Consider the following 12,751-nt stretch of genomic DNA (forward strand, 5'->3'; position numbering starts at 1 on the left):
AAAGAATTCCCTCAGTTCTTATTTTCTCATCCATCAGCGCGCCCAAGCGGGCGCTCGTCAGGGGGAGCTGTGCGAGCGCTGGGTTAGGCGGCTTTCTTCTTGGAAAACGCATCGGTGAGAACGCCCATGATGTCGCTCTCCTTCATGATCAACAGCTCCTCGCTGTCGATCTTGACTTCGGTGCCCGACCATTTGCCGAACAGCACGCGGTCGCCGACCTCGAGGTCGATCGGAATCAGCTTGCCGGTCTCATCGCGGCCGCCCGGGCCAATTGCAATGACTTCGCCCTGCGAGGGCTTTTCCTTGGCTGTGTCGGGAATGATAATGCCACCAGCGGTCTTCTCTTCTGCGTCGATACGCTTGACCACAACGCGGTCGTGAAGCGGACGGAAATTCATACAGCTCTCCTGAGCGTTTGAACAAGTTGGAGATAGTCACATTGTGACAAGCCCAATTATAGCAAGAGTCAGGCCAAAAATGAGCTGAACGATCGATGCCTGCAGTTCTGCTGAATCGTTGCCTGGCCTCGCGTGTCTTTGTCCGGAAGCAAACGCCCTCAGGTACACAGCCCGCCAAGCTGTTGCGAAAATGACATTGCGTTTCGTCGAAACACCCGGATTGAGCCCAGGGTTCCTCAACATTGCACGCGCGGCCGTTACACCGATCGAAGCGCCGCGTGTCTCAACGACGACGGCCGGGTGCTGCATGCACATGATTGCGTCGTCTGACGGCAGCATCTAGCAACTGACGCCGGCGGACCGTGCGGTGCACAAGACTCATCGATGAGCAGCGCTCGATCAGTCTGACGTAGTCGTAATAATATGCCAACTATCTCGAAAACTCAGGCGATGTTTCCTGTTGGAGGCGGCGTGCTCCAAGAGAGCCCATCATCGAATTGTCGATATCCAGCCGTGGCACGGTTGCTCAAACCTGTTGGATTTACCCCGATCGAGTGATCGAAGATGATCGCCGGAGGCTTGCCTGCGCGCGGCAACGCGTGCGTCGGAGCTTTGACCTCGTACGCTCTTTTCCGAAGAACAAATGATTCCGAAGAAGGGATCACCCGGAGCTGCTCGCAAATTGCGTCAGCGAATCTGAGATGGCGACCGTCAGTCGGCAGAGCACATTTCGCCCAACTGTGATCGAGGCCATTGGCTATTGCTGCGCACGAGAGATCACTCTGCCCGGCACGCTCCACGGAGAATAGCCGATAGGTGACATTCGAGCGAAGCCGATCTTTCGGCCGCCCCGAAAAAGAACCTCCGACGACGATCTAGCTCACAGAGGGCGCGTCTGCCGACGCTGGGTTGGAATTTGCATTGCAGGGCAGTGCTGCACCTGTCGGTCCGAGAGGTTTCCCTTCTTGATGTCGATGGCATCCAAATAGCCGTCATGGATCAAGGGGACTGAGGGGCATATGAATTATATACGTTGATATACGTTGTGCCGGCGCGTCTGGCGTGTGATTGCGGCTTCGAAGTTCGAAATTTACGCGATCTCCGTCCAATGGAAAAAGCACCTGTGTCCTCTGTAGAAGTACACCAGCACATCGTCTCACTTCTTCAGAAGCCGAATCCCGTCATCCTGGATATCGGCTGCAATGACGGGACCGATACGCAACAGTTTCTCAATCTGTGCCCGCAAGCTCAGCTCTACTGCTTTGAGCCGGACCCCAGAGCGATCGCGCGCTTCAAGAAGAAGCTGGGCTCATCCCTGAATAAGGTGAAGCTGCTTGAAATCGCCATCAGTGATCGAAACGGGATGATCGACTTCCATCCAAGCAATGCAGATGGTGATGCGAAGGAATGGGACCTCTCCGGCTCAATACGCCGCCCGAAGAATCATCTTACCGAGTATGATTGGGTTCGGTTCGATCGCCCTGTCTCGGTTGAAACGCGGCGGCTGGACGACTGGTGCAGCGAAGCGGAGCTGAACACGGTCGATTTCATCTGGATGGATGTCCAGGGAGCCGAAGCCGATGTTATCGCCGGCGGCATGCAGACCTTGAGCAACACGCGCTTCGTCTACACGGAATATAGCGACCGCGAGCTCTACGAAGGGCAGTTGTCCCTGCAAGCTATTCTTGACCTGTTGCCATCATTCGAAGTGGCGGCCCACTATCCCCGCGCGGTGGAGGGTGATGTATTGCTCAAAAATACGCGCTTCTAGTGGCGACTCATATCGAGCGCCTCATTCATCGCTGGAAAACCTGACCAGCGCGCTTATGCCGCCCAAAGCTGCACAACGGTGATCATTCGAGCGGATATCGGTGGCCGGACGGGCGCTCCGGTTTCCGGTTGCCATTACAGACCCCGCACGACGTCCGCGTCGGGCGGGTGGTAGGTTTCTAACACTGCCAGCCGGCGCTCGAAGCATTCAATCGTCTGAACGGCTGCTGTGTGGCCTGGTCCTCTAGGAAGCTGGTGCACTGCTTCGAACAAGTGCCAAAGCAATTGCATCAGTTCTCGTAATTCCTTGAGATGGGCGGATTTCAGCACGCGCTTGGCGTCGCTATTGTTGTGTCAATGGGAAAGCGAGCTGAAGTGTGTGTTCATTCCAGAACAAGATCGCCGTGAGGCGTCCAGCATAACTGCAGCAGCCGATTGTCCGGCAAGACGTCCTGGACGCGGCGCAGGAGAAGGCGGCGGCGATCATCAGCGGCCGATCTCGCGCCGGATCGGATCAAGATCGTCATCGCAATCGGGGTTACTTGCCTGCTCATTTGCCGCAGGTGGAGCTGATCATCGACTCTGCGAGCACGGTCTGCCCGTGCGGCTGCGGCGCGATGACGAACATCGGCGAGGACGTCAGTAAACGCCTCGACGTAATCCCGGCGCAATGGCGCGAAGTTTCTCCTAGCCGCGCCGCTCGATCACCCGCAATTCCAGATCGGCCCGATCGGCGTCCGCGTCCAGCATGGCCCGAAACTGCCGCCATTGTAGCGTCCGCCGCGGAAGCCGGGCCGGCCGAAATAGTGCCACTCGCCATCCCAACCGTAGTACTGAGGAACCGCGTCAATATACCAGTGGCGCCGGTCGGCGCGCGAGAGCCGGCGCATCGCGTCCTTCTGCTTGTAGAGCGGAATGCTGTTGCTCAGCGGCTGGCGATATCCGGGCAGGAAGCCGTAACTTTGCCAGACCGGCTTGGGCCGCTTTTGAATTGGCGCAGCGTTCGCGACAACCGGCAACAGCGGCAGGATGATAGTAGCAGTTAGACACACAAGGCGAGACATAGATCGACAATAGTCGGTCGGTTGCGCGGAGGCCATTCAAATTTGGGTGTAGAGTTCTGCGCAATCTTGCGTAGAATCTTTCTCAGCTGATCACGCCCTTTCCTGATCAGAAAGCACGCATATCCCCTGCTGTCACCCACCTGCACGACGCCGAAGCCCGAAGCCGTAGCGCGAGATAATCCGGACGCGAGAGCTTGCCGGGACTGATGGAGCGGCCGACCGAGCGCTCGATCTCGGCCAGCGCCGTGCGCTGCGTCCGGGCACACGGTCGGGATCGTCGACCGGCATCATCACGCGCACGGATCGACGAGATCGTCGAGCGGATAGAGCGTTAGGATGGCGCGGACGGTCCTCTCCATAACTCAATGCCCGGCAGCTGGATCAGGCGCTCCGAGCAGAGTCGAGGCGGCGATGCGGGTGGCCGGCGTCGACGGCCACGACGTCGCCGCCATGGCCCATGGAGGCGAGCAGCCAGAGCAGCTCGGGCGCTAGGATCGGATCGATCGATTTCAGCATGTGACGAACTATCCTCCCAATCGATCTTACGTTTTGTCTCTGTCTCCCTAACCCTTCGCAATCATCAGATACCGCGGGCCAGAAACTCCAAACTGTCGTTCATCGTTGGCAAAAAAAGCCCGGCCTCATTTCGATAGCCGGGCCGAAGTCAGTCGTCGACAGAGGGAGCGCTGCCGACGGTTATTTGCGGCAAAACGTTCACCGCAAATTCCAATTACGAAAGGATCAATGATCGGAGAAATCTGGCGTCGTTTCCTTTTTATCAGACGATATTGATGGAATGCGGCTCAACACCGGCTTGCACAAACCTTGAAGGGGGTATTGTCCGTTGTCCCGAGGATCGTCGAAGTCATGGTGATCAAATGAGCGGCGCCGAACAGAGACGATCCGCAGCTGTTCGAACGGCGTCAACGTGCCGGCCGCAGAGCGCAGCAACCCAGCATCCCCTGGGTTGTGACGAAGTACGTTGTTGTTCGCATGCGAGTACTCGGAGCCGGTTCGCGCGATCCCGCAGGCGAGGGCCCTCTGCTGTACACACGTCGACCGCATTGGTATCATCCTCTCACCGATCGCAGCAAGCAGCGGGCCGGTCCGATTTGACGGGCATCCTCGTCAGCTACTTCGCAATGGTACAACGTGACGCCACGTGCGATTCAAGGCCTTTTAGCTCATCCGCATAAAATTCAGGCCGCCGACCTCTCACAGGCAGCTCAGGGATCCGCAGCGGTCGACGTGCGTCTCGCATTTTGTTTTTGAATGGGCTTGTGCACGCGAGCGCTCAAGGCACATTGCACGTCATATTTCGAAGGGCCGCTGATGCACGTCGCGCGTCAAGCCGCGGAGGTGTCGAAGGAAGGAGGGAGGGGGACATGACCTTACCGATCCGCGGCTCGCTGTTCGAGCAGCGCGACGATAATTCGCGCTGGCGCGCTCGCCCGTTGAAGCGCCGAGCAGCTCGCGGGCGCGCCGGAAGCGAGATTGCCTTGTCTGATGGGCCCCCGCTGATGGACTAGATCAGGCAGCGCCTGTGAAGAAAGATGACCATGTAGATCCGGCATTGATCCGGTCTAGGCACGTTTTTGAAGCGCTTCAAGATGCGGAAACTGTCCGGGAGGCGCGGGCCGTTTTTTGCTTCGCGCCGATGGCAGCCGAGCGGTCGTGTGAGGAAATGGGGCAAGTGCACGTGCTTGTTGTCCGACTGCTCAGCTTCTCGAAGCTAGCTTAGCTAGGAACCCTGACGTGCCGGTAGGGCAACGGCGGATCAGACGAGCCTGCAGGCGAGCTTTGAACAGTAATTGAGCCAGTTGCAGACAACTTTGCTTGATGAGGGCGCTGGAGAAATCCGGAGCGCCGACCTGCGACAAGAGCCGTTTAGCGGTCCGACGGCGGCGACGCCAGGCCCCGGCCCGAACAGCGGGGGACAGCAACCGCGACCCTTGCCGAGCGACTACACCTTCACCGGCTCATAAGTCGCAAACGGCAAGCCGAAATCGTCAGTTGGCGCCGCTCAATGGCAAAGCGCAGATCACGCGGTCGGACCCCGTTGGGGACCCTGGCGAGCCGGCACCGTTCATCCGATTGAAATCCATAATGCTCTCCTTGCTCTTATTCGAACAAAATCTCTTGCCGGTCGTCGAGGGGGTACACCAGGTTCGTCACCAGTCCAGTCATAGGCGGCATCGGCATCTAGAGACCAGGTTCGAATGCTAGGAAGGTTGGCTTTCGAGAATCTGACTAGTGCCTATCTACGGTGATTCTTTGAAAGGTTGGGTAAGCGCGGCCCAAGCGCGAAGTAAGCAACACGTGCGAGGTTCGGGCACGATCGCGCCGGATAGTTACTGTGTTCCAATTGACGTTCCCGTCTTGCTGCCATGGTGGTTGAAAAGCGCCTGTCTGTCCCTGTACCGGTCTGCCGGGCGGACGTCGCTCGCTCCTTTCAGCGACGGTGGCTTCGAAGGTTCGTGAGTTGAGCCGCGAGCCGTTGCGCTGAAATGTAAGTGGATCGTGCTCGACACGACAATGATCAAGGCTGGGGCCTAGAGACCTATGAGAGCGGTCGTTATGTTTGCGACGGGGAAGGGATGCTCCACGGATATGAAGTGGTGTTTTGAGCAGCGCCTGACCGCAAGGGTCTCTCTCTCTCTCTCTCTCTCTCTCTCTCTCTCTCTCTCTCTCGTCCTTTAAACAAGGCCGGCAGGCCGCCAGGTCCTGTAGCTGCAGACAGCATCATATCGCAGGTCCGGCAATCCGTTGCTGCGGGGCGTGCGGAACGTGGATGAACCACTTCATGGAAATCCCGGCTGTGCTGCATTTCCGAGTAGGAGTCGGCCGGCGCTCTGGAGCGTTCCCTCGTTTAAAGCTGCGTGCTGGGCAACCACGAAGCTGTCGCACATGGCGCGCGCCAGATTGCTGGTGGTATAGAGCGACGCACTTCCAGCGAGACCGCTCGCAATGTTGCAGACCTCAGCGCTCTGCCGCGCGGCGTTCGTCGCGGCGAGTCGCATCAGCGTCGCCGTGCTCGTGTTTACCGCACCCTTGAGCGCTTCCTTCCACAGCTCCTCGGTAGCCTCATAAAAGAAGGAACGGGCGGAACGCAGCATGGCTTCGGCTCTGGCCATCTCCAGTTGGACATAGCCGCGCTCTGCCATCACGGGCGCTCCAGTGATTGAGGCGCGGCTTCCGGCCATGGCGATCACCTCGTCTAGCGCGGAGCGCGCAATACCGACGCCGACAATCGCATGCGCCTGCGCAGCGAAAGTCACGGAGGGATAACGATAGACCGGCGCGTCGAGTGTCGGCGGACCGCCGCGGATCAAGGTCCATTCCTCCGGCACAATGACATCGTTGACAACGACGTCGTGGCTGCCGGTGCCTGGCAGGCCGATGACGTCCCAATTGGGGCGGATTGTCACCTTCTCGGCCGGCATCACGGCTACACGCGCAAGGCCACCGGTCGGATCGTCTTCCACAGTGATGCCAACGCCTATCAGATCCGCGCCCGGTGAGCCGCTGGCGAATGGCCACACGCCGTTCACGACAAACCCGTCGGTGCTTCGCCTGGCGGGCTGGAGCGGGAAAAGCGCACCTGCCAACACCACGTCAGGTCCATTCGCGTATACCTTGCGAAGCGTGTCGTCCGGAAGAGCAGCGAGGTAGCGAGCCCCATCGCCGAAGCTGGCGACCCAACCGGCGGAGCCGTCGGCTTCGGAAATGCGCTCGATCAGGCGACAAAAATCGGCCGGCGTTCGCTCCTCGCCGCCGAATCGCTTGGCGGCCAAAGCCCGATAGACGCCAACGCGCTTGAAGCCCTCGATGATCTCGTCTGGAATCTTCTGCGCGCGGGCGAACTCGTTTCGACGCGCGCGGATATCGACTAGTAGCGGCGACAGATTATCCCAGGTCGCGGCCGTAGCGTCAGTTTCTGCAGTGATCTTCTCTGGTGGAGCGTTCATAAGCTGTCCTCCGTGTCTTGAGTCAATCGATGCCGCGATTCACTGATTTGGATTGCGCGCGCATGGCGAAGCCGGCCGGATTGATACCCAGTCGGAAGGGATCGTCGAAACTGTCGCAGTTGATATCGGCTGTGATGCGATTACAGGCGGTTGCCAGTCCAAACCACACCCCGAGCGGATTGACTCAAAGAAAGATGTTGAGGGCCGGGAAGGCTGACGGAGATATGGCTGTCGATGCTGCCATTGAGGCTGAACCGGCAAAGCAACCGATATGCGGCGGCGAGATCGATCCGCCTCTGCTGCACTATGTCTCCGACGGCCGACGGCAGCGCTCGTTTTGTCATGTCTTCTCCAATGGACGATTTGTCACACTTGGGCCCGGCCGGCTCGAACCACGTTGTGAATTCCTGACTTGCCGACCGCGAGGTCGCCCAAGCCGCGGCTCTTTTCCATGTCCCCAGCAATCGACGTGCCATCAATCATGGTCTGCCGGCCGTGTCTGAATCGAGCGAGATCACGTGGCTCATGCCGCGCCGGCAGGATGCTCGCGCCTCCCGTGTCTGATTCCATGCACAAGACGTCATCAACCGAACACGGCGGAAGGAGAATGACTGAAGTGGACCTCGAGCGCGAACCAGTCGGGCTCGGCTTGCCTGCTGGAGTTTCAGGCCCGCTCCGACCTCCTGACATTACCAACAGCGCAATTTACCGTGCTCGCGAATGTGGGTCTCGCTGAGAGAGTGTGCATTGTCCGGTCAGTACGAAGCTTGCGCGCGCATGGCGAAGCCCAATCTGCAAATAACCATCCGGGGCGGAATCGTCCGCGCCGCAACGGTTCCTTCTTTCGGCGGGCCTTCGGAAAGGCCATTAGGTGCAAAGGATTGGGGGCGCAGGTGTCTCCGCGTGGCGCTGGCATCAAGGTGTCCAGCGGCATCACTGGTATGGACGAGCAGGCCTTGGTATGCTCGTTCTGCCTGGCCGAATATCCGTCAAGCACGAGCTGGTTGTCGGCGTTGAGACATCGGAGTGTGCTTGCTCGCGACATCTACCCCAGCTCGGGACTTGTCCGCCGGACGCTAGTACATGACGGATGACGCCGGTGGCGCTCGGCGTCTTTTGACCAGCGCGCGTTAGATTATCCTGCAAATGTGTGGCGCGCCAGTCATACGAAGAAAGTTTGTGCGACGAAGGCTCGATCGCGCGCTCCCGCGGGGGCGGGATAGTTGATCAACAGATACGCCGTGACCTGCCAAAACCGAAACCGAAGCGCGGTCATCTACGTAATCGAAGAACTACAGTCGCCAATCATGGTGACGGTCAATGGGCGCGGCACTGGCTGCAGTTGTGCGTTCTTCGGGGAAGGGAAAAACGCGCAGGCCGCGCATCGTGCTGGTTGATGCGAGACAGTTGCCTCCGACCGCCATTGAAAGAATGGACGGCAGATCTTCATCTTTTTATAGCGATCACAGTCGTTTCACCATTGATGGCATTTGGCGGATTGAGCAATGCGTCCAACCCGTAGCAGCTATGCCGCGGCCTAGAAGCCTTCAGAGGAGACGATCTACTGCGTTGCCTAAAGCCGCGCGCAGGGACTGATTTTGCTTCGAACGATTATCTGGTCCTGGCGAGCGCGCCGCGCATGAAGAAGTCTCTGTTCACCGCGATTGAGGTCGGCGCGCCGATCGGAGCTGGTGGGTCACGGCTGCCGCGCGGCGATTGCGAGAAGCACGAAGCTCTCGAAGCCGAGGCGGCACAATTCTTCCGATCAGAGACAGCGCTGTTTGCTCTATGTGATCTTCGGAATGCCTCGCACCGCGATCTGCCGCTTGCACCACCTCTGTTGGCCTAGCGCATCAACGTGCAGGCATGAATACTGTCGGCCGCGGTATGAGTGTTTCTTGGTGCTGGCCTCGCGTTGCCAACATGAGCACGTAGAATGCGAGCAGAATTAAGAGGCCGCGCATACCAAAGGTCTTCCCGAAGCTATGACAATTGTGGAGCGGATTGTATTCGGTGCATTTGATGCAGCCGATGCACGAGCGAATTGCGCGGAACTCGACCGAAGCCCTGTATCAGGCGGCAAACGAATAGCCGGCTGCGCGAAGGTGCCAGCGTCAGCTCAGCAAATCGACCCTGCCGGTGTCGAGCCGATACAGGCCCCCGACGACCTTCAGTCTGTTCTGCTCAACTGCCGCGTTCAAAATCGGCCCCGTCGATTTTAGTTTGTTGACATTATCGATTACATTTTGTCGGGTTGCTTCGGCGAGCGTGTCACCGGTTTGCTGGCGAGATACTTTTACCGCAGGCGCAAGCGCAGCGACGAGGGATGAAATGTGCCCCGGCGGCGGCTTATCGTCGTGGAGCGACTTGATCGTCGCGTCTATCGCACCACAATGATCGTGGCCAAGTACCAGGATCAGCGGCGTGTTCAGCACGGCGACCGCATATTCCATACTGGCGAGCGTGTCATCGTTGGCGAAGTTGCCGGCGAGGCGGCAGACAAACAGATCACCAAGTCCGCTGCCGAAGACAAGTTCAGGCGCCACGCGAGAATCGGCGCAGCTCAGAACCGCGGCATATGGATTTTGCCCATCCACCAAAACCGGGCGCTCGCGCTTGAAATCGTCGCCTCGTGATACGCCCTGGACATAGCGATCGTTCCCTTCCATCAGCCGCTTAAGGGCAGCATCTGGCGAGAGCAGGTTATCTGGCTTGGGCGGCGCTTTTGCTTCCTTCGCATCGACAATGTTGTTGCCAAGCCGCAGGCAAACCGCCGAAACAGCGAACAGCAACAGCGAGCGGCGCGAAGGCGCGATCTTGGTCAGATAGGACATATTCGGAGAATGGCCTGCCTGCATGCATCTCACCTCATCGCGCGGCTTTACGCCACCCGGTGGCTTCGGCTTCCGCTTCGCTGCAGAGCCAGCGTTCACTGGGCTTCTTCGTCATGTCAATTTGCTTGTAACTGAGTTGCCCGGGCAGGTGATAAATGCGCTCGCCGTTGCGGTCCACGGTGCCTTTTATCAGGCACTCGGACGAGGGCGGGTCCGATAGCAGCGCGGATCCGAGCAGGAGTTCCTGAGCGTCGATCGGAACCGAGCTCGCGCCGATGATGATCGTCCCCTTGTTGCGGCGACGCCAGTCCCAGGGCGCGATGAACGCCCCCGACCACAGCCCCGCATAGGCCTTGCTCGCCACAACCTCATAGATAACGTAGGTATGGGTAGAAGGACCCGACGATAGTGCCCAGCCGGAGCGTACCATCCAGGCGTTCACGTCCTCGCCTTCTATGAAGCAACTGCCGCGTGACCTGCTGTATTCATCAACTCCTGTGGTATGACAATCCCACGTTCGTCCGTTCGAATGCTTGATCAGCTCGTCGCGAGCAGCTACGCCGCAAGCCCATTTCCGGCCGTGGGCGTCGAGGCAAATCTGGTCAGTCTCAGGAGCTTCGATGCCTGAGAGCCGAAGCTTGGTTTGCTCGATCTCGATCGTATTGCCGTCGAGGATGCGCGCAGGGCCGCTGAGCTTCGCTGCGCAGACCGGAGATGTGATGACAGCGAACAATGCGACCATCATTACGCGGTGTTTCATCCCGACCATAACCTTTCGCTCTTGATCCATGTTCACGCACGATCCGGCGCCGCCACATTCGACTGCTTAAACGCTATGTCCGTTATTCGGTCGGCATCTCTCGACGTTTGCTTTATGAAAGCTTGGCCGTCATTTCCAAGCTACGACCTGACGCTGCGTGAGGTTCAAGCGATTTCTTCCGGTGTGCGGGTCGCGGTATGGTTCGAGCTCGCCGCTCTCTCTCTCTCTCTCTCTCAGAAGCTTACGCGCCTTTGCCCACCCTGCGAAACTTCGTCGCGTCCCGGAATGAACAGCTCACCGCAGCTTGTTCAATAGCGCCATCAGCGTCTCGCGCTCCTTGGCATCGAGCGGCCGCGGACTACCTGCCGAGCGACGCCGAAGTCGAGAAGCTGCGGCCGAAGGATTGATGTCGCCGCTCTCGCAGCTGCCGTAGGGTGGGTTAGCCGACTACGTTCGCCGTCTCTCTCTCTCTCTCTCTCTCTCTCTCTCTCTCTCTCTGCGCGCACTGCACCCTCTTGACCTGAGGAGGAGATCCCCATCGCTCAGCCACGAACTCGGTATGCGGGAGAAAGCCGAACCTCGGATGCTGTTTCTCACGCGCTTGAAGAACAAAAGCGCCTGTGAATTTTAACGGTCGAGCGGAAGTCAGGCGTGGAGGAGCAACCTGGCTATGCTTTGTGCCAACCTCCATCGGCAGACATAGGCTGCCGATGGTTTCGGCGAGGGTGATGACATTTCGCCGTAAATTCTTGTCACGAAAAGACTTATGTCCGAAAAGTCTGCTCTCGCTCTCCTCTGAGAGTTGGACAAAGGCGCCACGGAGTTCAGCTCAACGCTCGCTGCGCAAATGAATCGGTATCGTTTGCGCAAACCGCGCAAAACCCGGAGCTCTCTTTCGGAGAGCCTGCCGGGATGGTCGTTGATGCCAATCGCATTTTGGCTTTTCGCACCTCTGCCCTGCACCTGGTGCCGCCGCCCCGTTCGTACAAGGACCGGATTTTTCATGACCCAGGCGGCGCGACTGGCGGCCGCTCCCTCGTAGTACGCTTCCCCGTGATCACATATGGAGCGTTACCCAGCAAGCCCGGCATGAGGGTGTGCGGTTGCGCCAGAGACATTTGGAAGGGCAACCATGTGGAGCCGTGGCTTCGTCGTATACGCACCGGGCGAGGGGTGAGCCGCCCTCGTGTTCGGGCGATCGCGAGTGCCATCCTGATGCCATTCGGCGAGGCGTCAATCCACAACATGGGTTGGTCCCATCGCGGCACTCGGGCAGGTAGCTCTGGTGCGGTTTGGCCGACTCAAGCTACACATCATTCTCAACCACCTCGCTACACAATGGGAATGAAATGGTTGCAGCCCCCCGGGAATTGCCGGTCTCTTCTTACGCGCTTGAAGTGGATGGCCGACTCAGAGCCGAATTCGCAACCAGAGACGGCGCCAGGGCAGGTGGGACAGAATTAAAGAAGCGTTTTCCCATGCTTCAAATCCGGATCTATGACGCGCAGACGAATGCGCGCGAGGAAATCTAGCGCCGACTCAGTTCGGTCCTCGATGCCTCGGCTCCGGGGATCCTCGCCGGGGGCGCTCGGAAAAGGGCCGGTGCTCAGGGGGTATGCCGGCCCCGCTAACACTGCCCCATTGCCCTCTTAACCGGTTTCGTCGCAGCACTCCCGGGTGCCGCCTCGACGTCGGCAGGCTCACGCTCTTGCGGGTGCCAGTCAGTCGCGCGATGCGCGGCGCACGCCGGATCGGGCTTGAGCCCGAGGCATCTCCAGGCCCGGTCCCGTGAAGAATGGCATGGAGAGCTGGTTCCCTCGCAGATTGGTGTCCTCTCACTGCGTCGGGGCCAAACCACGTCTCGCAAGCTGGCACGCGTCGCTGAGCTCGACTCCTCGCAGAATCGTGCCGCCCGATTTTTTCGATGACGGCTGAAGGCTGCGGGAAAGGCTCGCGA

9 protein-coding genes and 2 pseudogenes are annotated in these 12,751 nt (G+C 59.1%); 4 read left to right on the plus strand and 7 right to left on the minus strand.

The window, feature by feature from the left end; all coding sequences use genetic code 11:
* Positions 1 to 83 precede the first annotated feature (83 nt).
* Complete coding sequence (locus MTX21_RS35625) at positions 84 to 398, minus strand: co-chaperone GroES (protein WP_280969132.1); 315 nt, start codon at positions 396 to 398, stop codon at positions 84 to 86.
* Between the two features lie 1,123 nt (positions 399 to 1,521).
* Here MTX21_RS35625 and MTX21_RS35630 point away from each other — a divergent pair.
* Both MTX21_RS35630 and MTX21_RS35635 read left to right on the plus strand, forming a co-directional pair.
* The gene (locus MTX21_RS35630; protein WP_280970900.1) at positions 1,522 to 2,169 is read left to right on the plus strand and encodes an FkbM family methyltransferase; all 648 of its coding nucleotides are present in this window, start codon (positions 1,522 to 1,524) and stop codon (positions 2,167 to 2,169) included.
* Between the two features lie 562 nt (positions 2,170 to 2,731).
* Positions 2,732 to 2,833, plus strand: a pseudogene (locus MTX21_RS35635) (IS66 family transposase zinc-finger binding domain-containing protein); the annotation flags it as partial.
* Between the two features lie 39 nt (positions 2,834 to 2,872).
* Here the strand turns inward: MTX21_RS35635 and MTX21_RS35640 are convergent.
* From MTX21_RS35640 to MTX21_RS35650, 3 genes are all read right to left on the minus strand, one after another.
* Positions 2,873 to 3,232: a hypothetical protein gene (locus tag MTX21_RS35640; protein WP_280969133.1), complete on the minus strand. Its 360-nt coding sequence runs from the start codon at positions 3,230 to 3,232 to the stop codon at positions 2,873 to 2,875.
* A 381-nt stretch (positions 3,233 to 3,613) separates the two neighbouring features.
* The gene (locus MTX21_RS35645) at positions 3,614 to 3,748 is read right to left on the minus strand and encodes an RbsD/FucU domain-containing protein (protein WP_280969134.1); all 135 of its coding nucleotides are present in this window, start codon (positions 3,746 to 3,748) and stop codon (positions 3,614 to 3,616) included.
* 225 nt (positions 3,749 to 3,973) lie between these two features.
* Positions 3,974 to 4,183, minus strand: a complete 210-nt coding sequence (locus tag MTX21_RS35650) for a hypothetical protein (protein ID WP_280969135.1) — start codon at positions 4,181 to 4,183, stop codon at positions 3,974 to 3,976.
* A gap of 434 nt (positions 4,184 to 4,617) precedes the next feature.
* Between MTX21_RS35650 and MTX21_RS35655 the strand changes: the two genes are divergently transcribed.
* Complete coding sequence (locus tag MTX21_RS35655; protein WP_280969136.1) at positions 4,618 to 4,761, plus strand: hypothetical protein; 144 nt, start codon at positions 4,618 to 4,620, stop codon at positions 4,759 to 4,761.
* Between the two features lie 1,272 nt (positions 4,762 to 6,033).
* On the opposite strand, the gene MTX21_RS35660 is transcribed toward MTX21_RS35655, so the two are convergent.
* The gene (locus tag MTX21_RS35660) at positions 6,034 to 7,200 is read right to left on the minus strand and encodes an acyl-CoA dehydrogenase family protein (RefSeq protein ID WP_280969137.1); all 1,167 of its coding nucleotides are present in this window, start codon (positions 7,198 to 7,200) and stop codon (positions 6,034 to 6,036) included.
* Between the two features lie 1,564 nt (positions 7,201 to 8,764).
* Here MTX21_RS35660 and MTX21_RS35665 point away from each other — a divergent pair.
* Positions 8,765 to 8,983, plus strand: a pseudogene (locus tag MTX21_RS35665) (8-amino-7-oxononanoate synthase); the annotation flags it as partial.
* Between the two features lie 331 nt (positions 8,984 to 9,314).
* Here MTX21_RS35665 and MTX21_RS35670 read toward each other — a convergent pair.
* The gene (locus MTX21_RS35670; RefSeq protein ID WP_280969138.1) at positions 9,315 to 10,058 is read right to left on the minus strand and encodes a carbonic anhydrase; all 744 of its coding nucleotides are present in this window, start codon (positions 10,056 to 10,058) and stop codon (positions 9,315 to 9,317) included.
* A gap of 10 nt (positions 10,059 to 10,068) precedes the next feature.
* Positions 10,069 to 10,824 (minus strand): thermonuclease family protein, encoded by a 756-nt coding sequence (locus MTX21_RS35675; protein WP_280971421.1) that lies wholly within the window; start codon positions 10,822 to 10,824, stop codon positions 10,069 to 10,071.
* Between the last annotated feature and the right edge of the window lie 1,927 nt (positions 10,825 to 12,751).

Source organism: Bradyrhizobium sp. ISRA430 (assembly GCF_029909975.1).
GTDB lineage: Bacteria > Pseudomonadota > Alphaproteobacteria > Rhizobiales > Xanthobacteraceae > Bradyrhizobium.